We start from the raw sequence: 22,987 nt of genomic DNA on the forward strand, positions 1-22,987 counted from the left end.
CGCGCCGTTCGGCCGAGGCCCCCCTGGAGTTCACCTCCACGGGGGCCTCGCGCCGTTCAGCCCCGCAATCATTCACCCGTTCAATCGGCGAGTGAGGGCCTGCGCGCTCGCTCGACACGCCGCGACGAACCGATCGTGTCGCTCGGCCGGATCCTCACCGTGGCGCGCGAGACGCCCCTCGTCCCACGTCACCGCGAGGCTCGCGGCCGGCAGCTCGTTGTGGTCGAGTACCGCGCACCCCACGGACGCGAAGCCCTCCGTCACCGAGCCGTTCTCCCAGGCATGGCCGCGTTGGCGCACCTGCGTGAGTTGTGAGCGCAGCTCCTTGAGCGTCCCCGGCGCATTGCCGCTCTCACGGCGTCGGACGAGGTCGTCGCTGCGCGGAAACAGCGCACGCACCTGCGCAGCGGGCAGGGCCGCGAGAATCGCAAGGCCACTCGCCGTCACGGTCGCGGGCAGCCGCACGCCGACGTCGGTGACGAGTGGCGGCACCCCGAGCGGTCGCTCCTCGAGCACGTACACGACGTCGCGCCCGTGCAGGACGGCCAGGTGCGCGCAGGCCCCCGTCCGCTCCGCGAGGTCGGTGACGATGCTCTGCGCGGCGCGCTGCAGCGGCGCCTGACGCCGGTAGGCCGAGCCGAGTTCGTGCGCGGCCGGCCCCAACCCCCAGCGTCGTGTCCCCTCGTCATGCGTGACGAACCCTGCGGCGCGCAGCACACCGAGCAGCTTGTAGACGGATGAGCGGGGCAGGTCGAGCTCGCGGGCGAGAGCCGCCGCCGGTGCGGGCGAGGGGCGCGCGGCGATGCGCTGCAACAGCGCGAGGACGTGCTCGGCGGCGGGGACGGACGACGACATGCGCCCAGTGTCTCGTACCCGAGACAAAAAGCGCGTCCTGGGTCACTCACGAGTGTGGTCACGGGCGAAGGTGGTGTCATGACGAACGCCTCGACGCCTCAGCACCATCACGACCCCGCCGCGACGCCCGGCGCCGACGTCACGCCCCCTGACATGAGCGCTGCCTGCGAGGTCGAGGTCGGCATCGGCGCCCTCAACATCGACGACGTCGTTGCCGTCGCCCGCCATGACGCGCGCATCGTGCTCAGCGAGGCGAGTCGCGCGGAGGTCGCGAAGAGCCGCGCGATCATCGACGCCCTCGCCAACGACCCGGTGCCGCGCTACGGCATCTCGACCGGTTTCGGTGCGCTCGCGACGCAGCACATCCCGCTCGAGAAGCGTCAGCAGCTGCAGCGCAGCCTCGTCGCCTCGCACGCCGCGGGCAGCGGTGAACCGGTCGAGCGCGAGGTCGTGCGCGCGCTCATGCTCCTGCGTATCTCGACGCTCGCGACCGGGCGCGCCGGCATCCGTCCCGAGACGCTCGACGCGTACGTCGCGATGCTCAACGCCGGCATCACCCCGGTCGTGCGCGAGTACGGCTCGCTCGGTTGCTCCGGCGATCTCGCGCCGCTCGCGCACTGCGCGCTCGCGCTCATGGGCGAGGACGAGGTGGTCGACGCCGCCGGCCACTTGACGAACGCCGAGAACGCGCTGCGCGCCGCCGGCATCGAGCCCGTCCAGCTGCAGGAGAAGGAGGGCCTGGCGCTCATCAACGGCACCGACGGCATGCTCGGCATGCTGTGCCTCGCAATCGCCGATCTACGCATGCTCTTGACGAGCGCCGACGTCGCCGCCGGCCTCAGCGTCGAGGGCCTGCTCGGCTCGGACGCCGTCTTCGCCGACGACCTGCAGCAGCTGCGCCCGCACCCCGGCCAGGCGCTCTCGGCGGCGAACTTGCGCAAGGTGCTCGCGGGCAGCGGCATCCGCGAATCCCACCGTGAACCGGGCGCCTGCACCCGCGTGCAGGACGCCTACTCGCTGCGCTGCTCGCCGCAGGTCATCGGCGCGGCCCGCGACACCCTCGAGCACGCGACGACCGTGGCGACCCGCGAGCTCGCGGCCGCCGTCGACAACCCCGTCGTGACGCTCGACGGCCGCGTCGAGTCGAACGGCAACTTCCACGGAGCACCCGTCGCGTACGTCCTCGACTTCCTCGCCATCGTCATCGCCGACGTAGCGTCGATGAGCGAGCGCCGCACCGACCGCTTCCTCGACGTCGCCCGCAACCACGGCCTGCCGCCGTTCCTCGCCGACGACCCGGGCACCGACTCGGGCCTCATGATCGCGCAGTACACGGCCGCGGGCATCGTCAGCGAACTCAAGCGGCTCGCGAGCCCCGCGAGCGTCGACTCGATCCCGAGCAGCGCGATGCAGGAGGATCACGTCTCGATGGGCTGGGCCGGCGCCCGCAAGCTGCGTCGGGCCGTCGACGGTCTCGCCCGCGTCCTCGCCATCGAGACGCTGACGGCGACGCGCGGCATCCAGCTGCGCGCACCGCTGACGCCCGGGCCGGTCGCGGCCGCCGTCATCGCCGCGCTGACGGACGAGGCCGGCCAGACCGCCGGCATGCCGGGGCGGGATCGCTACCTCTCGCCGGAGATCGAACGCGCCGTCGCGCTCGTCAAGAGTGGCGCCGTCCGTGACGCCGCCGCCCGCGCCGCGGGCTCGCTCGACTGACGCGTCCTGGACGGTTGCTCACGCACACCCGCGGTCGATCGTCCCTCCACCCTCCGCATCGACCCACCCGCAGTTCCGCCGAACCTGACCGAGGAGCACCCCATGGAAGGCGCCCGTCCCGTCCGCGCACCCCGCGGCACCCAGTTGAACGCTCGCAGCTGGGCCACCGAGGCCCCCTTGCGCATGCTCATGAACAACCTCGACCCGGAGGTCGCCGAGCGCCCCGACGACCTCGTCGTCTACGGCGGCACCGGCCGCGCCGCACGTGACTGGCGCAGCTTCGACGCGATGGTGCGCACACTCGAGACTTTGAAGGCCGACGAGACGATGCTCGTGCAATCGGGCCGGCCCGTCGGCGTCATGCAGACGCACGAGTGGGCGCCGCGCGTGCTCATCGCGAACTCGAACCTCGTCGGCGACTGGGCGACGTGGCCCGAGTTCCGCCGCCTCGAGCAGATGGGTCTCACGATGTACGGCCAGATGACGGCCGGGTCGTGGATCTACATCGGCACCCAGGGCATCCTGCAGGGCACGTACGAGTGCTTCGCGGCGATCGCCGAGCGCACGTTCGGTGGCACCCTCGCGGGCACGCTGACGCTCACCGGCGGCTGCGGTGGAATGGGCGGCGCCCAGCCCCTCGCCGTCACGCTGAACGGTGGCACGTGCCTCATCGTCGACGTCGACCCGGCGCGTCTGCACCGCCGCGTCGAGCACGGTTATCTCGACGAGATCGCCGACGATCTGGACGACGCCATCGACCGCGCCGTCGCTGCGAAGAACGCGAAGAAAGCCGTGTCGATCGGCGTCGTCGGCAACGCCGCCGAGGTCTTCCCGGAGCTGCTGCGCCGCGACGTGCCCATCGACATCGTCACCGACCAGACGAGCGCGCACGACCCGCTGAGCTACCTGCCGATCGGCATCGACGTCGCCGACTGGTTCGAGTACGCCGCGAAGAAGCCCGAGGAGTTCACCGAGCGAGCGCAGGAGTCGATGGCGCGTCACGTCGAGGCGATGGTCGGTTTCCAGGACAAGGGCGTCGAGGTGTTCGACTACGGCAACTCGATCCGCGACGAGGCGCGCCAGGGCGGTTACGACCGCGCGTTCGAGTTCGAGGGCTTCGTGCCGAAGTACATCCGCCCGCTGTTCTGCGAGGGCAAGGGCCCGTTCCGCTGGGTGGCGCTCTCGGGCGACCCGAAGGACATCTACGCGACGGACGAGGCGGTGCTCGACCTGTTCCCGGACAACGAGCGCCTGCACCGCTGGATCAAGGGCGCCCGCGAGAAGGTGCACTTCGAGGGCCTGCCGGCGCGCATCTGCTGGCTCGGCTACGGCGAACGCGACAAGGCCGGCCTGCGCTTCAACGACATGGTTGCGAACGGCGAGGTGAGCGCCCCTATCGTCATCGGGCGCGACCACCTCGACTGCGGCTCTGTCGCCTCGCCCTACCGCGAGACGGAGGCCATGCAGGATGGCTCCGACGCCATCGCCGACTGGCCGCTGCTCAACGCCCTCGTCAACACGGCGAGCGGCGCGAGCTGGGTCTCGCTGCACCACGGCGGCGGTGTCGGCATCGGACGCTCGATGCACGCGGGGCAGGTCTCCGTCGCGGACGGCACGCCGCTGGCCGCGCAGAAGCTCGCGCGTGTGCTGACGAACGACCCCGGCATGGGGGTCATCCGCCACGTCGACGCAGGCTACGACACCGCCGAGAACGTTGCCGCCGAGCGCGGCGTCCGCATCCCGATGAGCGAGGGCTGAGCGGGACGGCGTCGGACGCGGGGGCGTGGCGTGCTCGGCATGCCCCGCCCCGCTTCCGAGCCGGACATGTCCGATGACGACGAGGACCCGGAGGGTTTCGATGACCAAGCGCACGTTCGAGGGCCTGTGGGCCGACCTCGCCCCGGTGGGGCGCGACAAGCACAGTGGCGGATACCGCCGATTCGCTTGGAGCCGTGAGGATTCCATGCTCCGCGAATGGTTCGACGGCGAGTGTGAAGCGCTCGGTCTCGACGTCGTCGAGGACCGCGCAGGCAACCAGTGGGCGTGGTGGGGCGAGCCGGATCGGACGCCTGGCGTCGCCACCGGATCGCACCTTGACTCGGTGCCCGACGGTGGGGCGTTCGACGGACCCCTGGGCGTCGTCTCGTCGTTGCTCGCGGTGCGCCGACTCAAGGAGTCGGGGTTCGCGCCCGCGCGCCCGATCGGTGTCGTCAACTTCGTCGACGAGGAGGGCGCGCGCTTCGGCGTCGCCTGCGCGGGCTCGCGCCTCATCACCGGAGCGCTGACGGCCGAGCGCGCCCTCGGCCTGCGCGACACCGACGGTGTCACGATGGCACAGGCGTGGGAGCGCGCTGGGCGTCAGCCGTCGGATCTCGGGCGGGACGACGCGGCCCTCGCGCGCCTCGCGTGCTTCGTCGAGGTGCACGTCGAACAGGGGCGGGCCCTCGTCGACCTGCCCCGTGACGCAGCGGGCGATCCGTTCGGCGCCGCCGTCGCGGTCGGCACCGACATCTGGCCGCACGGACGGTTTCGCGCCGACCTGCCCGGGCGCGCCGACCACGCCGGGACGACGGCGCTCGGCGACCGCGACGACGCGCTGGTCAAGGCCGCCCGGTTCATCGGGCAGGTGCGGGCGGCGGCCACCTCGCGTGACGACGGTGCCGCGCGCCGCGTCGTCGCGACCGTCGGCAAGCTCGACGTCACGCCCGGCGGCATCAACGCCATCGCCTCCCACGTGACGGCGTGGGTCGACGCCCGCGGCGTCCGCGAGGACGACGTGCGCGCAGCGATCGACGAGATCGCAGGTCGCGCAGCGGAACTCGGTGGCGAATGGCGGGAGGAGTCATGGACGCCGACGACCCCGTTCGACGCCGACCTCGTCGCGCGCGTGCACCGCACGCTCGGTGAGGGTGTGCCGATGCTCGGCACCGGTGCCGGCCACGACGCCGGCATCCTCGCCAACCACGGCATCCCCAGCGTCATGTTGTTCGTGCGCAACCCGTCGGGCACGTCGCACTCGCCCGAGGAGTTCGCGCAGACCGACGACTGCCTGCGCGGCGTCGACGCACTCGTCCGCGTGCTCGAGGATCTCGCCTCATGACCATCTACCACGTGCCGTTCGTGCACCTGCCCGACGGCCTCGCGCGCGACGTCCGACTCGTCGAGGAGGACGGGCGATGGGTCGAGGTGACGGCGAATGCGTCACCGAGAGATGGGCTGTCGGGTGGATCGACGGGCGGGACGCCGAGTGGCGTGTCCTCTGACGACGCATCCTCGGACGACGTGATCAGGCTCGACGGGGTCGCACTGCCCGGTTTCGCGAACTGCCACAGCCATGCGTTCCACCGCGCATTGCGCGGGCGCACGCATGACGATGGCGGCACGTTCTGGACCTGGCGTGAACGTATGTACCGCGTTGCGGCGCAGCTCGATCCGTCGACATACCTCGCACTGGCGCGCGCCGTGTACGCCGAGATGGCGCTGGCCGGCGCCACGGCGGTGGGGGAGTTCCACTACGTCCACCACCGCCCCGACGGCACGCCCTACGACGACCCGAACGCCATGGGTTCTGCGCTGCGTCAAGCGGCCCGCGAGGCCGGCATCCGGCTCACGCTGCTCGACACGTGTTACCTCCACGGAGGCCTCGGCACCGACGGCCACGCCGCGATGAGTGCTGAGCAGCAGCGCTTCAGCGACGACTCCGTCGAAGCCTGGGCGCGGCGTCACGCGCAGTTGCGGGATGACGCACTCAGTGACGAGAACACCGTGGTCGGCGCGGCCATTCACTCGGTGCGCGCTGTCGCTCGCGACGAACTGGCGGACGTCGTCGCCGCGACGCCGGGGGAGATCCTCCACGCCCATGTCTCCGAACAGCCTGCGGAGAACGCCGCCGCACTGGCCCACTACCAGCGCACGCCCGTGGGTCTGCTCCACGAGTCCGGCGCACTGAGCGAGCGCTTCTCCGCCGTCCATGCGACGCATCTGAGCGACGACGACGTCTCGACGCTCGCCCGCGCGGGCGCGACGGCCTGCTTCTGCCCGACGACCGAACGCGACCTCGCCGACGGCATCGGGCCGGCCGTTGCACTGCACGACGCGGGCGCCCGGCTCAGCCTCGGCAGCGACCAGCACGCCGTCATCGACATGTTCGAAGAATCCCGCGGCCTCGAGATGCACGAGCGGCTGACGAGTAACGAGCGCGGTCGCCTGAGCCCGCGCGACCTGCTCGCCGCGGCGACGCGGCACGCGGGCATCGGCTGGCCCGACGCCGGCGAGATCGTCGTCGGAGCGCGCGCCGACCTCGTCGTCGTCAACGCCGAATCCCTGCGCACCGCAGGCTGTTCGCCTGACCAGATCCTGCTCACCGCGATTGCGCAGGACGTCACGGACGTCATCGTCGACGGACGCGTCGTCGTGCGCGGCGGGCGCCACCGCCTCGAAGAGACGCTCGCGCCCGGCGGCATCGGGCGGCTCCTGCACGACGCCATCGACCCCTTCTGGAGGCAGACATGACGACGACGCTCGTCACCGGCATCGCCGAACTCGTGACGAACGACCCGCAGCACGCCCGCGCTGGCGCGAGCGAGGACGAGCGCCTGCTCGGCCTCCTCACCGACGCGGCGATCGTCGTCGAAGACGACCGCATCGCCTGGGTCGGCGGGGCGCGCCGAGCGCCGGACGCCGACCGCCGCGTCGACGTCAACGGCGCCGCACTGATGCCCGGCTTCGTCGACAGCCACGCACACCTCGTCTTCGACGGCGACCGCTCGGCCGAGTTCGCCGCCCGCATGGCGGGCGAGCCCTACGACGGGGGCGGGATCGCCACCACGGTGGCCGCCACCCGCGACGCTGACGATGACCGCCTCACCGCGCTCGTCGCGCGGCGCATCGCCGAGATGCGCGCGCAGGGCACGACGTGCGTCGAGGTGAAGTCGGGCTACGGGCTGACGGTCGAGGACGAGGCGCGAGCGCTGCGCATCGCCCGCGAGTTCACGCCGGAGACGACTTATCTCGGTGCCCACGTCGTGCCGAGCGGCAGCGATCGTGCCGCCTACGTCGACCTCGTCTGCGGCGAGATGCTCGGGGCGTGCCACCCGTACGCTCGCTGGGCCGACGTGTTCTGCGAGCCGGGCAGTGCGCACGCCTTCGACGGCGACGAGAGCGCGACGATCCTGAGCGCCTGCCGAGACGCGGGGCTCGAACTGCGTGTGCACGGCGGCCAGCTCGGGGAGGGACCGGGCGTCCAACTCGCCGTCGAGCTCGGTGCGGCGAGCGTCGACCACTGCACCTATCTGTCGGCGAGTGACGTTGCGGCACTGGCCGATTCGTCGACCGTCGCGACGCTTCTGCCCGGCGTCGAGTTCTCGACCCGCTCGCCCTACCCGGATGCGCGGCGCCTCATCGACGCGGGCGTCAGCGTCGCCATCGCGACCGACTGCAACCCGGGCACGTGCTACTCCGACTCGATGCCGTTCATGATCGCCCTCGCCGTGCGCGAGATGGGCATGAGCGCCGCCGAAGCCGTGTGGGCTGCGACGGCCGGCGGCGCGCAGGCGCTGCGGCGCGACGACGTGGGCGTCATCCGCCCCGGTGCGCGCGCTGACCTCGCCGTTCTCGACGCGCCCAGCCACCGTCACCTCTGCTACCGACCGGGCGTGCCGATCGCGCGGACGCTGGAGGTCTGAGGAACGCCGAGCCCCAGACACGACGAAGCCCGCCCGGTACGCGACCGGGCGGGCTTCGTCGTGGCATGCCGCGCAGGCAGCCGTCGAGCATCAGTCCTGGAAGCTCGTGATGTCGGCGCCGAGGGCGTTGAGACGCTCGTCGAGCTCCTCGTAGCCACGGTTGATGACGTAGATGTTGCGCAGCGTCGAGGTGCCGGGGCAGGCGAGCATGCCGAGCAGGATGACGACGCCGGGGCGCAGCGCGGGCGGGCACATGACCTCGGCGGCGCGCCACTTGGCGGGGCCTTCGATCATGACCCGGTGCGGGTCCATGAGGTGCACCGTCGCACCGATCTTCGTCAGCTCGTTGAGGTAGATCGCGCGGTTCTCGTACACCCAGTCGTGGATGAGCGTCTTGCCCTCGGCGCACGCAGCGATGACGGCGAAGAACGGCAGGTTGTCGATGTTGAGGCCGGGGAAGGGCAGCGGGTGAATCTTGTCCGTCGGCGCCTTGAGCGGGCCCGGCTTCGTCGTGATGTCGACAAGGCGCGTGAAGCCGTTGTCCGAGGTGTACTCGTCGCTCATCTCGTACTGGAAGCCCATCTCCTCGAGGATGGCCAGTTCGATCTCCATGAACTCGATCGGCACGCGCTTGATCGTGATCTCGGACTTCGTGACGATGGCGGCTGCGATGAGGCTCATCGCCTCGATCGGGTCCTCGCTCGGGAAGTACTCGACGTCCTCGTTGATCTCGGCGACGCCGGTGATCTTGAGCGTCGTCGTGCCGATGCCCTCGATCGTCACGCCGAGCTTCTCGAGGAAGAAGCACAGATCCTGGACCATGTAGTTGCTCGAGGCGTTGCGGATGATCGTCGTGCCCTCGTAGCGGGCTGCGGCGAACAGGGCGTTCTCGGTGACGGTGTCGCCGCGCTCGATGAGGACGATCGGCTTCGACGGGCGGATCGAGTTGTCGACCTCGACGTTGTAGTACCCGTCCTTCGCGACGACCTCCATGCCGAACGCGCGCAGCGCGTGCAAGTGCGGCTCGACGGTGCGCGCACCGAGGTCGCACCCGCCGGCGTTGGGCAGCTCGAACGAGTCGAACTCGTGCATGAGCGGGCCGAGGAACATGAGGATCGTGCGGGTGCGGCGCGCCGCGACCTCGTCGATCGTCGACAGGTCGATCTTGGCCGGCGGCGTGATCTCGAGGTCGCTCGTGCCCGGCAGCCAGCGCGTCTGCACGCCGATGGAGTCGAGCACCTCGGTGATGCGGTTGACCTCTTCGATGCGCGCGAGGTTGCGCAGCGTCGTGCGCCCCTTGTTCAGCATCGCGGCGCACAGGCAGGCGACGGCGGCGTTCTTGCTCGTGCGCACGTCGATAGACCCGGACAGCTGCTTGCCGCCGATGATCCGAAGGTTCAGGGGCGCGTTGCTGGACACAGTGACAATCTCCGAATCAGTTGGTGCAGATGAACCCATCACGCCGAGGTGTGACGAGCGGCGACGCGACCCGGGGGCACGTCACGCGTCGGCGAGAAGAACACTGCGGTTCACCCCGTCATTCCCACGCGCACCGGTGCGAGCCGGCTGACCGGGCCGTGTGGCCGGTCGCGGTTCGCCGATGCGCAGCGGATTCAACGATGGTATGCCACCGCCGCGAGCGCCCCGAATCGTCGCGGTCGGCGTGTCGAGACGCGGGCGCGGGGCGCACCCCGTCAAGAGGTACGCCCCGCGTGGGCGGCTCACGCCGCCGTCAGGACCGCGATCAGCGGGCGACGCTCGCGGCGCCCTTCGGCAGGAAGCGCTGACCGGTGACCTTCTCGGCGATGCCGGTGCGGTCGAGCAGCGGCGTCACGCCACCGTTCCAGAACGGGAAGCCGGCGCCGGTGATCATCGCGAGGTCGATGTCCATCGGGGCCGCGACGACCTCCTCGTCGAGCATGCGACGGGTCTCGTCGGCCAGTGCCGACAGGGCCTGCTCGCGCACCTGCTCCTCGGTGAGCACCTTCGCGTCCGCCGGCTTGCTGAACTTCTCGAAGATCGAGTCGTCGAGCTTGCCGTCGGCGCCGTAGAAGCTCGGGATCCTCTCCTCGACGACCTTCGCGAGGTTCGGCGAGACGTAGAAGCGCTCCGGGAAAGCGCCGTGCAGCGTCTCCGAGTTGTGCAGCGCGATGGCGGGGCCGACGAGCGAGATGAGCATGAACGGCGGCATCGGGGTGACACCGGCGAACGCCTTCTCGACGACCTCGACGGGCGTGCCCTCATCGACGATCCTGCCCGCCTCGCCCATGAACCGGCCGAGGAGGCGGTTCACGACGAACGAGGGGGAGTTCTTCACGAGGATGCACGTCTTCTTCAGCGACTTGCCGGTGGCGAACGCCGTGGCGAGCGTCGCGTCGTCCGTCTTCTCGCCGCGGATGATCTCCAGCAGCGGCATGACGGCGACGGGGTTGAAGAAGTGGAACCCGACGACCCGCTCGGGGTGCTTCAGGTCCGCTGCCATCTCGGTGATCGACAGCGACGAGGTGTTCGTCGCGAGGACGCACTCGGGCGTGACGATCTGCTCGACCTCGGCCCAGACGCTCTTCTTGACACCCATCTCCTCGAAGACGGCCTCGATGACGAAGTCGGCGTCCGCGAAACCGTCCTTGCTCGTCGAACCCGTGATGAGGCCCTTGAGACGGTTGGCCTTGTCCTGCGAGACGCGGCCCTTGGCGAGCAGCTTGTCGATCTCGTCGTGGACGTAGCCGACACCCTTGTCGACGCGTGCCTGGTCGAGGTCCGTCATGATGACGGGCACGTCGAGGCGGCGGATGAACAGCAGCGCCATCTGGCTGGCCATGAGACCGGCGCCGACGACGCCGACCTTCGTCACCTTGCGCGCGAGCGCCTTGTCCGGCGCACCAGCGGGTCGCTTCGCACGCTTCTGGACGAGGTTGAACGCGTACAGACCGGCGCGCAGTTCGTCGCTCATGATGAGGTCGCCGAGCGCCTGGTCCTCACCGGCGAAGCCCTGCGCCCGCGTGTTCGTGCGGGCGGCCTCGACGAGGTCGATGGCGCGCAGCGGAGCGGGGGCGGCGCCACCGGTCTTCTGCATCGTGAAGGCGCGGGCCTTGTCGCACGCGGCCTTCCACGCGACCTCGTCCTTGTTGACCTCCGGGCGCTCGACCTTCTTCTCGCCGCTGATGACGGCGGCCGCGAAGCCGAGGGAGTCCTCGAGGAACGTGACGGGGGCGAGCAGCTCGTCGGCGACACCCAGCTTGAACGCCTGGGCGCCCGTCGCCATCTTGTTGTTGCTCAGCGGGTTCGTGATGATGAGCTGCAGCGCGTTCTCGACGCCGATGAGGTTAGGCAGCAGGTACGTGCCGCCCCAGCCGGGCACGAGGCCGAGGAAGCACTCGGGCAGCGAGTAGGCGGGCACGTCGGCGCTCATCGTGCGGTAGTCGCAGTAGAGACCGATCTCGACGCCACCACCCATGGATGCGCCGTTGACGAACGCGAACGTCGGCACGTCGAGGTCGGCGATCTTCGAGAAGACGCGGTGACCCTGCTCGGCGATGTCGACGGCCTGCTCACGGTCGGTGATCGACGGCAGCGCCATGAGGTCGGCGCCGACGGCCATGATGAACGGCTTGCCCGTCACACCGAAACCGACGATCTCGCCCTTCGCGGCGCGCTCGGCGGCGGCGTCGACGGCCTTCTCCAGCTCCGCGAGGCCCTGTGGGCCAAAGCTGTTCGGCTTCGTGTGGTCGAAGCCGTTGTCGAGGGTGACGAGCACGAACGTCCCGGCGCCCTTGCCGTCGGTCGACGGCAGCGTGATGTCCTGGCTGAGGGCGTGCGTGACGACCTCGGCGCGCGCGTTCTCGGCGCTCGACTGAGTCTGGTTGTCGCTCATCAGGCCGTCTTCTCCTTGCCGTAGTCAGGGTGGTTGGGGTTCTCCCAGATGACGCAGCCACCCATGCCGATGCCGATGCACATCGCGGTGACGCCGTAGCGCGCCTCGGGGTGCTCGGCGAACTGGCGCGACAGCTGCGTCATGAGACGCACGCCGGAGCTCGCGAGCGGGTGACCCGTCGCGATGGCGCCGCCGTAGGCGTTGACGCGCTCGTCGTCGGCGTCGATGCCGAAGTGGTCGAGGAAGGCCAGCACCTGCACGGCGAAGGCCTCGTTGAGTTCGAACAGGTCGATGTCGTCGATCGTCAGGCCCGCCTTGGCGAGGGCCTTCTCGGTGGCCGGGACGGGGCCGATGCCCATGACCTCGGGGTCGACGCCGACGAACGCGAAGTCGACCAGGCGCATGCCGACGGGCAGGCCGAGCTCCTTCGCGCTCTCCTCGGAGGCGAGGATGCACGCCGTCGCACCGTCGTTGAGACCGGCAGCGTTACCGGCCGTCACGTTGCCGTGGGCGCGGAACGGCGTCTTCAGCTTGGCCAGTTCCTCGACGGTCGTGCCGGGGCGCGGCGGCTCGTCGGCCGTGGCCAGGCCCCAGCCCTTCTCGACGCTGCGCGTTGCGACGGGCACGAGATCCTGCTGGATCTTGCCCTCCGCGTACGCCTTCGCGAGCTTGTTCTGGCTGGCGACGGCGAACGCGTCGCAGCGCTCCTTCGTGATCGCCGGGTAGCGGTCGTGCAGGTTCTCGGCCGTCTTGCCCATGACGAGCGCGCTCGGGTCGACGAGCTTCTCGGCGACGATGCGCGGGTTCGGGTCGGTGCCCTCACCCATGGGGTGACGGCCCATGTGCTCGACACCACCGGCGATGACGACGTCGTACGCGCCGAACGCGATGCCGGACGCGGACGTCGTCACGGCCGTCATCGCGCCCGCGCACATGCGGTCGATGGCGTAACCGGGCACCGACTTGGGCAGGCCCGACAGCAGGGCGGCCATGCGCCCGATCGTCAGACCCTGGTCGCCGATCTGCGTCGTGGCCGCGATGGCGACCTCGTCGACGCGCTCCGGCGGCAGGTTCGGCTGACGGCGCATGAGTTCACGAATGCACTTGATGACCAGGTCGTCGGCGCGGGTCTGGGCGTACATGCCCTTCTCACCGGCCTTGCCGAACGGCGTGCGAACACCGTCGACGAAGACGACCTCATGGAGCGTGCGGGGCACGATGCCTCCCGAAGCTAGACGAAGCTGACGTGCCCAGGCTAACGCGCTTTGTTACCGCTGAGTACGAAAGGGGGTGGATTCGTGCGCGGGAGGGGGGCTGGGTGGGTCACTCGGTGCTGCGTGCGTCAGTCACGCCTGACGCACGCAGCAGCACGTGACGCAGTTGCAGCGGGCGTTCGGTGGGCGTGCAGGCACGGCGGGGACCCGTGGGCCGGGCGTGCGGGGCGTCAGCGCGACGGGTGGTCGAGAGCCGCCTCGGCGAGCAGCGGAGCGACGATGTCGCACTGCCACGGGCGGGCTCCGCCGGCGCTCAGCGCCGCGCGCCAGCCGTCTTCGCTCGTGTCGGCGGGCGGTGACCAGATGACGCGGCGCAGCAGATCGGGCGTCACGAGATTCTCGACGGGTACGCGACGCTCCTCGCTGAAGCGCTGCAAGCCGTAACGGACGTCGTCGAGACGCCCGGCCGCTGCCGGGTTCTTGTCATGCCACGCACGGATCGGCGGGGGAGCCGAGGTTCGCTGCGTCGCCGTCGGCAGCTCGCGGTTCGGCAGGGCGTCGGCGGCCTTCAGCGCCGCGAGCCAACGCTCGCCGTAGCGCGCGAGACCCCGGTGCGCAGGACGCGGACGGCGGCGTCGCGCGGAACCGTCACCGACGCGCGGGCGGATGGCGGGCGGGCCGACGAGGCCGGAGGTGTCGTGCGGGTTGCGTCGTGCGAGGTCGATGATGAGGGCGTCGGGCAAAACGCGCCCGGGCGTCGTGTCGCGGCGTTGCGCGATGTCCTCGCGCGTCTGCCACAGGGCGCGCACGCGGGCGAGCTGACGCAGGTCACGCAGGGCGTGCAGGCCGGACGTGCGTCGCCACGGCTCTTTCTTCGGCGTCGGGCCCTCGAAGTCGAGCAGTGCCTCGAACTCCTGACGCGCCCACTCGGCCTTGCCCTGCGCCTCGAGGTCAGCGGCGAGCGCGTCACGCACCTGGACGAGCCGCTCCACGTCGAGCGCCGCATAGACGAGCCAATCGTGCGGCAGGGGGCGCGTCGACCAGTCGACCGCCGAGTGCTCCTTCGCGAGCGTCACACCGACGAAGTGCTCGGTGACGGCGGCGAGGCCGACGCGCGGCAGACCCGCGAGACGTGAGCCGAGTTCGGTGTCGAACAGCTTGCGCGGACGCAGGCCGAGGGCCTTGAGGCACGGCAGATCCTGCGTCGCGGCGTGCAGCACCCACTCCGCACTGCCGATCGCGGTGTTGAGGCTGCTCAGATCGTTGAGCGGGACGGGGTCGATGAGCCACGTACCCGAGCCCTCGCGGCGCAACTGCACGAGATAGGCGTCGTTGCCGTAGCGGAAACCCGAGGCGCGCTCGGCGTCGATGGCGACCGGGCCGTGGCCAGCACGAATGGCGGCGCAGCATTCCTTGAGTTGAGCAGCGGTCGTGATGACGTCCGGGACGCCGTCCGCCGGTGCTTCGAGGAGGGGGTACGCGGGCGTTTCCTGCGGTTCCGGGGATTCACTCGAGGAAGAGCGGGCCGATACAGGCTCGTCGCTCGCTCGCCGCGCTGGCGGGGCTTCGTCGCGGTGCGCCGCGGGTCGTGAGGTGGGGGAGTCGTTCATGGATCAGAAGCGCCCGGGAAGCGCCGTCACACCTTCCGGAACGGGGGGCAGACCGGCGACGGTGCACATGAGGTTCGACCAGCCGAGCAGGTGCGCGGCGATGTTCGACTCGTCGGGCGTCCATGACGCACGGACCTCGAGTTCGACGCTGGAGGGGCGCTCGCCGAGACCGCCGAAGCTCTCGTTGACGACACGGGTGACAGTGCCGGCCTCCGCGGAGTAGGTCGCGTCTGCGTCCTTGAGCGATTCGAGGAGCCAGTCCCAACCGACGGCGCCGAGCGCAGGGTCGGTCGCCATCTCGGATTCGAGTTCGGCGCGCGCGAACGTCACGATGCGCCAGGTACCGTGCCACGCCTCGGGGGAGGCGGGGTCGTGCAGCAGGACGAAACGGCCGGTGCCGAGGACGTCGTCAGCGTCCTTGGGGTCGACGACCTCCGCCGAGAACGCGACGGCGTGCGGGGCGATGCGACGCGGCGCGGGCGCCTCGGTGAGGTGCACCTGCGGGCGCACGGCGGCGGCCTTGACCGTTTCGACGACGTCGGCGAAATACGTCGCGTCATCGTGCCTCAACGTGTGCATGCCCATGGCGGTAACCCTAGGGGCGTTATCACGCGAAACCTGGGAGCCACGCCGCGCGGGTCGTCAAGGGCCCCGCCCGGACCCATCGGCGATTCCTGTCCCCATCTGCGATTTTCGTCCACGTGTACCAGGAGTGAATGTGGACCAAAATCGCAGATGGGGACAGGCGGTGCGCTGGGGTCTCGCCGGGCGTATGGCCTTAGAGTGGCGCGAATGGTGACGTTCGTGGCGCTGCTCTCCTCCGCCGTGTGGGGCACGGCCGACTTCGTGGGCGGGCTGTGGGCGAAACGCTTCCACCCCGTCAAGGTGGTGGCCCTGTCGCAGCTCGGGGGACTCGTCGCGGCACTGATCTTCTTCGGCGTCGTCTCCCTCGCCGGCACGCACGGCTCGTCCGACTGGACGTCGTGGGCGACGTGGGGCGTCGGCGCGGGGCTGAGCGGCGCCGTCGGGCTGATGTGTCTGTATGCGGCGCTGTCGAGCGGGACGATGGGTGTCGTCTCGCCGATCACGGCGCTGGGCGCGATCGTCCCCGTCGTCCTCGGCCTCGTGCGCGGGGACGCGTGGACGCCCTCGATCGGCATCGGGTTGCTCGTGGCGCTCGCCGGTGCGGTGCTCGCGAGCGGACCGGAACTGAGCGGCGACGTCGGACGACGCCCCGTCGTCCTCGCGTGCATCTCCGCGCTCGGGTTCGGGGTGTCGCTGTACTGCATGGACGGTGGTGCGCGGCACGACCTGTCGGGAGCCATGCTGGCGATGCGTTGCGGGTCGCTGACGCTGCTGCTGCCGACGCTGTTCGCCCTGCGCTCGAAGGGGCTCGCCCGTGAACCGCTGACGCGCCGCGACGTGCTCGTGCTGCCGCTGCTGGGCATGGGCGACCTGACGGCGAACCTGCTGTTCGCGGCGGCGTCCGCGCAGGGGCAGGTGTCGATCGTCGCCGTGCTCGGCTCGCTGTACCCCGTCGCGACGCTCCTTCTCGCCCGCGTCGTGCTCGCCGAGCGGCTGCGAATGGTGCAACTCGTCGGGGTAGCGCTGACGGTCGTCGGCGTGGTCCTCGTGACGCTGTGACGGGACGTCGGCTCGGCGCCGAGCGCGTCTCGGGGCTGCGCGAGTCCGTCGTCAGCTGACGAAGAACTCCAGTTCCTCGTCGTCATCGACGCGTGCGCGGCCGACGTGGTGCATGCCGATCCTGCGGGCCACCCGCTGCGAGGCGTGGTTGTCGAGATCGGTGACGGCGACGACGCGGCGCAGGCCGCCGGCGAGCGCTTCGTCGAGGATGGCGCGCGCAGCTCCGTCACCTAGCCGCGGCCGGTGTGAGCGGCGTCGACGTCGTCGTCATTCGTCCATCGACGCAGCGTCAGGCGCGGGGTGCGCAGTTCGTCAGCGGGACGTCGGGCGTCGTCGGCTTGCGGCGTCATGTCGGTCGTCATGGGGCCAGCGTGGGCAGGCGGCTGACGCGCCGCAGGAGCGGGACGGACTGGGAGCGACTTCGACAGGGCCCAACTCCATGTCGGACGAGACGTCACACCCTCGACGCGCGGATGACCGCGTCGCGGCAAGGGGCGCGTGAGAGAATCCACGACGTGACCGAAGTGAACGCAGACCCGCGCAACTCCGTCCTCATCAAGGCTGCCCGGGGCGAGGAGGTGCCGTACACGCCGGTGTGGTTCATGCGGCAGGCGGGGCGTTCGCTGCCCGAGTACCGCAAGGTGCGTGAAGGCGTCGGGATGCTCGAGTCGTGCCGCCGCCCCGACCTCGTCACCGAGATCACGCTGCAGCCCGTGCGCCGCCACGACGTGGATGCGGCCATCTTCTTCTCCGACATCGTCGTGCCGCTGGCTGCGGCCGGTGTCGACCTCGACATCGTCGCGGGCGTCGGCCCCGTCGTCGCCCAACCGTTCCGCACGCGCGCCGACCTCGCGCGTCTGCCCGAGCTGACGCCCGACATGGTCACCGACATCACCGAGTCGGTGCAGCTCATCACCGCCGAGCTCGGTGGCACGCCGCTCATCGGGTTCGCCGGCGCGCCGTTCACGCTCGCGTCGTACCTCATCGAGGGTGGGCCGTCGAAGAACCACGAGAACACCAAGGCGCTCATGTACGGCGATCCGCAGCTGTGGAACGACCTGTGCGCGCGCCTCGCGCAGATCTCGGGCGCCTTCCTGCGCGTTCAGGCAGCAGCGGGCGCGAGCGCCATCCAGCTGTTCGACTCGTGGGTCGGCAACCTGCCGCTCGACGACTATCTGCGCTTCGTCCAGCCCCACTCCCGCACGGCCCTCGCCGCCGTCGACGAGCTGCCCGGCATCGACGTGCCGAAGATCCACTTCGGCGTCGGCACGGGCGAGCTGCTCGGTGCGATGGGTGAGGCGGGCGCCGACGTCGTGGGCGTCGACTTCCGCGTCAGCCTCGACGCGGCCCGCGAGCGCACCGGCAACCAGTACGCGCTGCAGGGCAACCTCGACCCGGCGCTGCTGTTCGCGCCGTGGGAGCCGCTCGCGGCGCGTGTCGACGAGATCGTCGCAGCCGGGCGGCGCGCGAAGGGCCACATCTTCAACCTCGGTCACGGCGTCCTGCCGAGCACCGACCCCGACGTCGTCACCCGGGTCGTAGAGCGTGTCCACAGCGTTTCCGCGCGCTGAGCGCCCCGCCCAAGCGCTCACGACGAGCAAGGGGCTGACGGCGCGCGGCGTCGTCGGCTCCGCGCTCGCCATGCTCGGCGGGTTCATGACGAACGACCTGCCGCCGGGCCCGGTGCGCGACGTGCTCGCGCCGCTGCACTGGCTCTACCAGCAGCAGCTGGGGCGCGTCGCGGGCTGGATCATCGTCGCTGCCGGCATGCTGTTGCTCGCGTGGGCCTGGGTCGACCTCGTGCGCGCCACCCGGCACACGCCCCGCGACGGCGTCGCGCAACGCGCGGCGACGGCCGTCGTCCGGCGCCTGACGGCACTGTGGGCCTTGCCGTGGCTCATCGCGCCGCCGATGTTCTCCCACGACGGCTGGAGCTACCTCGCGCAGGGAGCACTGACGCAGTCGGGCCGCGACCCGTACGTCGTCTCCCCGGGGGAGATGCCCGAACTGCTCACCTCGATGGTCGACCCGATCTGGCGCTACACCCCGACGCCATACGGTCCGCTGCCCCTGACGTGGGGCGCCCTGTGCACCGAGGTCGTGAAGGAACCGACGGTTCTCGTGTGGCTGCAGCGCGTCCCGATCATCATCGGGCTCGTCCTCGCCGCCTGGGCCGTGCCGCGTCTCGCGCGTCGCCTCGACGTCAGCCCCGCGCTCGCGAGCGCCCTGACGCTGGCCTCCCCGCTCATGCTCGCCCACGGTTTCGGTGGCGAGCACAACGACGTGCTCCTCATGGGCCTCGTCACGGTCGCGCTCGTGTGGGCAGCGGCGGGGCGCTGGGTGTGGGCCACCGTCTTCGTCGGTGTCGCCGCAGGGGTCAAGTTCACCGCCATCGTGGCCGTCGTCCCCGTCGTGTTGTTGTCATTGCCGGTGGGCGTCGACCTGCGTCGACGCTTCGCCCGCCTCGCACAGGCGGGGCTGCTGGGGGCTCTCGTGACGGCGCTGTGCGGCATCCCGTATGGCCTCGGCGTCGGCTGGATCCGCGCGCTCAGCGTGCCGGGCGTCGTCGTCACGCCCGCCTCGATCCCCACGGCTCTCGGTTACCTGCCCCGCTACTTCTTCGGCTTCATCAGCGACGAGGCCGGCGACCTCGCGATGTCGCTCATCCGCGGCGCCGGCATGGGTCTCGCCGTCATCCTTGTCATCTGGGCGGCGCTGCGCCGGCCGACGGGCAAACTGCCGTCGGCGATGGTGACGAACGCGGGAGTGTTCGCCGCAGTCGTCCTGCTCGCGCCCGTCGTGCACTCCTGGTACGCGTTCACCGTGCTGCCGTGCGGTGTGCTGCTCGCGATGCGCACCCGCCGCATCCACCTCGTCATGACGCTCGGGGTGGCGTCCGCGCTCACCGTCATGTGGGACACGACGCTCGCCGGCGCGAGTCTGCTCGTTGCGGCCGTCGTCGTCGCGTCGCACCAGTTCGCGCTGACGCGCCGTCGCGACGACCTACCACCACGGGTGCGTCGCTGGCTGAGTGCCTGAGGTTCGGCGCTCGTTCTTGCGGTTGAGTCACTTCGTGCCACGTGAGTCAGTCCTGACTGACGCGGGTCGCACGAAGTGACTCAGCTGCGCTCGGGAGGCGGGCAGCGCGGTGAAGGTGGAGGGCGGCGGCAGTGGATCAGTGCGCTTCGGGGCCGACGTCTTCATGGGGCGTAGCAGCTCCACGGTGCAGGTCGACGATGAACCACGGCAGGAAGAACTGCACGAGCGGGCCGATGAGCAGGGCGTAGGCCACGGTGCCGAGCCCGACGACGCCGCCGAGCAGCCACCCGATGACGAGGACGCTCACCTCGATGCCGGTGCGGATGAGGCGCAGGCTCGCACCGGTGCGGTGGTGCAGGCCTGTCATCAACCCGTCCCGCGGGCCGGGGCCGAGCTGGCTGCCGATGTACATCGCACCGCCGATGCCGTTGAGGACCAGCCCGAGCGAGAAGACCGCCACCTGCCAGGCGACGCCGTGCACGTCGGGCGTGACGGCCAGCGTCGCGTTGAGGGCGAGCCCGATCCAGACGGAGTTCGCGATCGTCCCGAGCCCCGGCCATTGGCGCAGCGGCACCCACAACAGCAGCACTGCGAACGACGTGATGATCGTGACGGTGCCCATGTCGAGCCCCGTGTGTTCGCTGACGCCCATGTGGAACACGTCCCATGGGTCGAGGCCGACATGGCTGCGCACGAGCAGACCCATCGCGGCGCCGTACAGCGTCAGGCCGACGAACAACTGGGGCAGACGCAGCCCGAGACGCCCGGCGCGCAGTTGCTCGGCGGGCGTCAGGTTCGACAAGGTTCGGTGACGGCGCCGCACGCCGCCGGTCGAGGCCGCATCGGCAGGTGGCGGTGTGGGCATGCCCTGCTCTGGAACGTCGGCGGTCGGATGGGGCGTGCGCATGGCGTCACCCTAGGGGCGAGTCGAGTCTCGTGCGCGTCGTGTCCAGGGGCGCAGAGGCGGCGCAATGATGCCGGCGGGTACGCACGTAGGACCTTCGTCACCATCTGGGCCGCAGGCGCCCCTCGACGACGTGGCTGGGGATTCGAGGTGAAATGCTGGATCACATGAAGGTCGGCATCATCGGTGGTGGCATCTCAGGGCTCCTCGCAGCGTGGCACGTCAGCACGACGCACCCGGACACGCAGGTGACGGTGTTCGACGCGGACGAACGCGTCGGGGGCAAGCTGCGCCAAGAGGTGATCGCCGGGCACGCCGTCGACGTCGGCGCCGAGTCGGCGCTCTGGCGTCGGCCCGAAGTCGTCGCGCTGCTCGCCGAGCTCGGCGTCGATTCCGTTCACCCGCAACGCTTTCCAGCGATGCTGTGGTCGCGAGGCTCGCTCGAGGCGCTGCCCGCGGGCACGCTCATGGGCATCCCGTCCGACCCACACGCCGCCGCCGGTCTCCTCGACGACGCCGAGGTCGCGCGCGCCGCCGACGAACGGGCCGTCAGCCTCACCCTCGACGATGCTGAAGCCGACATCAGCGTCGGTGACGCCGTCGAGCAGGCACTTGGCTCGGCCGTCGTCGACCGCATGGTCGAACCGCTGCTCGGTGGCGTGTACGCCGGCCACGCGCGCGAGCTGTCGACGCGCGCCTGCGTCCCCGCCCTTTACGCCGCGCTGCGCGCCGGCACCCCGCTGACGCAGGCTGCTGCGGCGGCGTCGTCGGCCGTTTCGTCGAACGACGCCCGCCAGGTGTTCGGCGCACCCGCCGGGGGCATGGGGTCGTTGCCCGAGAAACTTCGCGAAGCCCTCGACGCCAGGGGAGTGGCGATCCGCACCGGGGCCACCGTCACAGACCTGCGTCGCGCCCTCGCGCACCGCGCCGGCTGGCACGTCGAGGTCGACGTCGAGGGCCTGCCCGAGCCGCATACGTTCGACGCCGTCGTCCTCGCGACGCCGGCGCCCGTCACAGCCCGATTGCTCGCCGACCTCGCGCCCGAGGCGGCCGACGCGCTCGCCGAGATCGAGTACGCCTCGATGGCCATCGTCACCTACGCGTTCGATTCGGCTGTCGCACAGCAGCTTCCGCAGGGTACGGGCTTCCTCGTCCCGCCCGTCGACGGCCGCACGATCAAGGCGTCGACGTTCTCGTCGATCAAGTGGCCGTGGCTCGCTGAGGCTGCCCCCGACGTCACGTACGTGCGGGTCTCGCTCGGGCGTCACCGCGACGACGCGATCCTCGAGGAGGGCGACGACGCCCTCGCCGCAGCGGGCTTGGCCGACCTCGAGCACGCCCTCGGCCACCCGCTGCCGACGCCGCGCGATCAGCACGTGCAGCGCTGGCAGGACGGGCTGCCTCAGTACGCCCTGGGCCACCTGGCGCGCATCGAACGGGCTGAGGACGCGCTCGCCGACCTGCCCGGACTCGCTGTCGCAGGGGCCGCGATGCACGGTGTCGGCATCCCCGCGTGCGTCGCGACGGCCCGCGCGGCCGCCGATCGCGCCGTCACCTCGAGCGCGCCCCGCGCCTAGACTCTCCACCAGAATCCGAAGAAGTGCCACGACAAGGAGGCGGACGATGACGTCCGAGACGAACACCCCCGCAGACACCGCGAGCAAGGCCGAACCGAAGCACGTCATGGTCGATCGCATCAACGGTTCGCTCGTGTACGCGATGTGGTCGGTCTTCTCCGTCTCCAAGGAGATCGACGGCGACCGCGACGCCATCGCCACCGAGGCGCAGGCTTTCCTGGACTCGCTCGCCGACAAGGGCGTCACCGTCCGCGGCGCTTATGACCTCGCCGGCCTGCGCGCCGAGGCCGACCTCATGCTGTGGATGCACAGCGAATCCGTCGACGAACTGCAGAGCGCCTACCGCGGATTCCTCGCGACGCAGCTCGGGCGTCACCTCACGCCGTTCTGGTCGAACATGGCGATGCACCGTGTCGCCGAGTTCAACCGCGGGCACATCCCCGCGTTCATGGCCGACGAGCGTGCCCGCGAGTACATCTGCGTCTACCCGTTCGTGCGCAGCTACGACTGGTACCTGCTGCCCGACGAGGAGCGCAAGAAGATGCTCCACGACCACGGCATGGCCGCGCGCGAGTACCCCGACGTGCGCGCCAACACGATCGCCTCGTTCGGTCTCGGCGACTACGAGTGGATCCTCGCGTTCGAGGCCGACGACCTGCACCGCATCCTCGACCTCATGCGCGAGATGCGCTACACCGAGGCGCGCCGTCACGTGCGTCACGAGACCCCGTTCTTCACCGGCCCGATGACGACGATGGACAAGTTCGTCTCGCGTCTGCGCTGACGCTCTCGCGTGGCCGCGCGGGGCGAGGCAATCGTCGCCCGGTCATGACGAAGGCCCGGTTCGAGTTCTCACTCGAACCGGGCCTT

18 protein-coding genes and 1 pseudogene are annotated in these 22,987 nt (G+C 70.6%); 10 read left to right on the forward strand and 9 right to left on the reverse strand.

Annotated elements, in window-relative coordinates:
- Positions 1-72: 72 nt before the first annotated feature.
- Positions 73-855, reverse strand: a complete 783-nt coding sequence (locus ABH936_RS01240) for an IclR family transcriptional regulator (protein WP_038567879.1) — start codon at positions 853-855, stop codon at positions 73-75.
- 153 nt (positions 856-1,008) lie between these two features.
- Here ABH936_RS01240 and hutH point away from each other — a divergent pair, with 153 nt between their 5' ends.
- From hutH to hutI, 5 genes are all read left to right on the forward strand, one after another.
- A complete protein-coding gene (gene hutH / locus ABH936_RS01245) occupies positions 1,009-2,571 on the forward strand; it encodes a histidine ammonia-lyase (protein WP_038570757.1) in 1,563 nt (520 codons plus the stop codon).
- A 102-nt stretch (positions 2,572-2,673) separates the two neighbouring features.
- Positions 2,674-4,329, forward strand: coding sequence for a urocanate hydratase (gene hutU, locus ABH936_RS01250; protein WP_281712501.1), 1,656 nt, complete (start codon positions 2,674-2,676; stop codon positions 4,327-4,329).
- Positions 4,330-4,429: 100 nt separating this feature from the next.
- The gene (locus tag ABH936_RS01255; protein WP_404602205.1) at positions 4,430-5,671 is read left to right on the forward strand and encodes an allantoate amidohydrolase; all 1,242 of its coding nucleotides are present in this window, start codon (positions 4,430-4,432) and stop codon (positions 5,669-5,671) included.
- A complete protein-coding gene (locus ABH936_RS01260; RefSeq protein WP_404602207.1) occupies positions 5,668-7,083 on the forward strand; it encodes a formimidoylglutamate deiminase in 1,416 nt (471 codons plus the stop codon). The genes ABH936_RS01255 and ABH936_RS01260 overlap by 4 nt, the downstream gene beginning before the upstream one ends.
- Complete coding sequence (gene hutI, locus ABH936_RS01265; protein WP_404602209.1) at positions 7,080-8,255, forward strand: imidazolonepropionase; 1,176 nt, start codon at positions 7,080-7,082, stop codon at positions 8,253-8,255. Before ABH936_RS01260 ends, hutI begins: the two co-directional genes overlap by 4 nt.
- Before the next feature lie 90 nt (positions 8,256-8,345).
- Here hutI and ABH936_RS01270 read toward each other — a convergent pair.
- From ABH936_RS01270 to ABH936_RS01290, 5 genes and pseudogenes are all read right to left on the reverse strand, one after another.
- A pseudogene (locus tag ABH936_RS01270) lies at positions 8,346-9,692 on the reverse strand (UDP-N-acetylglucosamine 1-carboxyvinyltransferase); the annotation flags it as partial.
- A 307-nt stretch (positions 9,693-9,999) separates the two neighbouring features.
- Positions 10,000-12,129 carry a 3-hydroxyacyl-CoA dehydrogenase NAD-binding domain-containing protein gene (locus ABH936_RS01275; protein ID WP_404602211.1) on the reverse strand — a complete coding sequence of 710 codons (2,130 nt, stop codon included), beginning with the start codon at positions 12,127-12,129 and terminating at the stop codon, positions 10,000-10,002.
- The gene (locus ABH936_RS01280; protein WP_404602213.1) at positions 12,129-13,346 is read right to left on the reverse strand and encodes a thiolase family protein; all 1,218 of its coding nucleotides are present in this window, start codon (positions 13,344-13,346) and stop codon (positions 12,129-12,131) included. Before ABH936_RS01280 ends, ABH936_RS01275 begins: the two co-directional genes overlap by 1 nt.
- Positions 13,347-13,573: 227 nt before the next feature.
- Positions 13,574-14,953, reverse strand: a complete 1,380-nt coding sequence (locus ABH936_RS01285; protein WP_404602215.1) for an HRDC domain-containing protein — start codon at positions 14,951-14,953, stop codon at positions 13,574-13,576.
- Positions 14,954-14,956: 3 nt separating this feature from the next.
- The gene (locus ABH936_RS01290; protein ID WP_404602218.1) at positions 14,957-15,538 is read right to left on the reverse strand and encodes a DUF3000 domain-containing protein; all 582 of its coding nucleotides are present in this window, start codon (positions 15,536-15,538) and stop codon (positions 14,957-14,959) included.
- A 207-nt stretch (positions 15,539-15,745) separates the two neighbouring features.
- Here ABH936_RS01290 and ABH936_RS01295 point away from each other — a divergent pair, with 207 nt between their 5' ends.
- Positions 15,746-16,597: a DMT family transporter gene (locus ABH936_RS01295; RefSeq protein WP_165584899.1), complete on the forward strand. Its 852-nt coding sequence runs from the start codon at positions 15,746-15,748 to the stop codon at positions 16,595-16,597.
- A 51-nt stretch (positions 16,598-16,648) separates the two neighbouring features.
- Here the strand turns inward: ABH936_RS01295 and ABH936_RS01300 are convergent, their stop codons facing one another.
- Together ABH936_RS01300 and ABH936_RS01305 are read right to left on the reverse strand one after the other, a co-directional pair.
- Positions 16,649-16,807: a GNAT family N-acetyltransferase gene (locus ABH936_RS01300; protein ID WP_404602373.1), complete on the reverse strand. Its 159-nt coding sequence runs from the start codon at positions 16,805-16,807 to the stop codon at positions 16,649-16,651.
- Positions 16,808-16,827: 20 nt separating this feature from the next.
- A complete protein-coding gene (locus ABH936_RS01305) occupies positions 16,828-16,959 on the reverse strand; it encodes a hypothetical protein (RefSeq protein WP_404602221.1) in 132 nt (43 codons plus the stop codon).
- Positions 16,960-17,070: 111 nt separating this feature from the next.
- Between ABH936_RS01305 and hemE the strand changes: the two genes are divergently transcribed.
- Positions 17,071-18,168, forward strand: a complete 1,098-nt coding sequence (gene hemE, locus ABH936_RS01310; protein ID WP_404602223.1) for a uroporphyrinogen decarboxylase — start codon at positions 17,071-17,073, stop codon at positions 18,166-18,168.
- A complete protein-coding gene (gene mptB, locus ABH936_RS01315) occupies positions 18,143-19,636 on the forward strand; it encodes a polyprenol phosphomannose-dependent alpha 1,6 mannosyltransferase MptB (RefSeq protein ID WP_338813203.1) in 1,494 nt (497 codons plus the stop codon). Before hemE ends, mptB begins: the two co-directional genes overlap by 26 nt.
- Before the next feature lie 136 nt (positions 19,637-19,772).
- Here the strand turns inward: mptB and ABH936_RS01320 are convergent, their stop codons facing one another.
- Positions 19,773-20,501 carry a YitT family protein gene (locus tag ABH936_RS01320; protein ID WP_404602375.1) on the reverse strand — a complete coding sequence of 243 codons (729 nt, stop codon included), beginning with the start codon at positions 20,499-20,501 and terminating at the stop codon, positions 19,773-19,775.
- Between the two features lie 206 nt (positions 20,502-20,707).
- On the opposite strand from ABH936_RS01320, the gene hemG reads away from it, so the two are divergent.
- Positions 20,708-22,117 carry a protoporphyrinogen oxidase gene (gene hemG / locus ABH936_RS01325; RefSeq protein WP_241724617.1) on the forward strand — a complete coding sequence of 470 codons (1,410 nt, stop codon included), beginning with the start codon at positions 20,708-20,710 and terminating at the stop codon, positions 22,115-22,117.
- Positions 22,118-22,223: 106 nt separating this feature from the next.
- Positions 22,224-22,901 (forward strand): hydrogen peroxide-dependent heme synthase, encoded by a 678-nt coding sequence (hemQ, locus tag ABH936_RS01330; protein WP_338127045.1) that lies wholly within the window; start codon positions 22,224-22,226, stop codon positions 22,899-22,901.
- Positions 22,902-22,987 lie beyond the last annotated feature (86 nt).

The organism is Dermacoccus sp. GAS27A (assembly GCF_044909235.1).
GTDB lineage: Bacteria > Actinomycetota > Actinomycetes > Actinomycetales > Dermatophilaceae > Dermacoccus > Dermacoccus nishinomiyaensis.

What these genes read in the sequence shown, in the direction of transcription:
- ABH936_RS01260 (WP_404602207.1), top strand. Translation starts at nt 5,668, where the DNA reads ATGACCATCTACCACGTGCCGTTCGTGCACCTGCCCGACGGCCTCGCG.
- ABH936_RS01285 (WP_404602215.1), bottom strand. Translation starts at nt 14,953, where the DNA reads ATGAACGACTCCCCCACCTCACGACCCGCGGCGCACCGCGACGAAGCC.
- hemG (WP_241724617.1), top strand. Translation starts at nt 20,708, where the DNA reads ATGAAGGTCGGCATCATCGGTGGTGGCATCTCAGGGCTCCTCGCAGCG.
- ABH936_RS01295 (WP_165584899.1), top strand. Translation starts at nt 15,746, where the DNA reads ATGGTGACGTTCGTGGCGCTGCTCTCCTCCGCCGTGTGGGGCACGGCC.
- ABH936_RS01320 (WP_404602375.1), bottom strand. Translation starts at nt 20,501, where the DNA reads ATGCCCACACCGCCACCTGCCGATGCGGCCTCGACCGGCGGCGTGCGG.
- ABH936_RS01305 (WP_404602221.1), bottom strand. Translation starts at nt 16,959, where the DNA reads ATGACGACCGACATGACGCCGCAAGCCGACGACGCCCGACGTCCCGCT.
- ABH936_RS01290 (WP_404602218.1), bottom strand. Translation starts at nt 15,538, where the DNA reads ATGGGCATGCACACGTTGAGGCACGATGACGCGACGTATTTCGCCGAC.
- hemQ (WP_338127045.1), top strand. Translation starts at nt 22,224, where the DNA reads ATGGTCGATCGCATCAACGGTTCGCTCGTGTACGCGATGTGGTCGGTC.
- hutI (WP_404602209.1), top strand. Translation starts at nt 7,080, where the DNA reads ATGACGACGACGCTCGTCACCGGCATCGCCGAACTCGTGACGAACGAC.
- hemE (WP_404602223.1), top strand. Translation starts at nt 17,071, where the DNA reads ATGACCGCGTCGCGGCAAGGGGCGCGTGAGAGAATCCACGACGTGACC.
- ABH936_RS01255 (WP_404602205.1), top strand. Translation starts at nt 4,430, where the DNA reads ATGACCAAGCGCACGTTCGAGGGCCTGTGGGCCGACCTCGCCCCGGTG.
- ABH936_RS01240 (WP_038567879.1), bottom strand. Translation starts at nt 855, where the DNA reads ATGTCGTCGTCCGTCCCCGCCGCCGAGCACGTCCTCGCGCTGTTGCAG.
- ABH936_RS01275 (WP_404602211.1), bottom strand. Translation starts at nt 12,129, where the DNA reads ATGAGCGACAACCAGACTCAGTCGAGCGCCGAGAACGCGCGCGCCGAG.
- hutU (WP_281712501.1), top strand. Translation starts at nt 2,674, where the DNA reads ATGGAAGGCGCCCGTCCCGTCCGCGCACCCCGCGGCACCCAGTTGAAC.
- hutH (WP_038570757.1), top strand. Translation starts at nt 1,009, where the DNA reads ATGAGCGCTGCCTGCGAGGTCGAGGTCGGCATCGGCGCCCTCAACATC.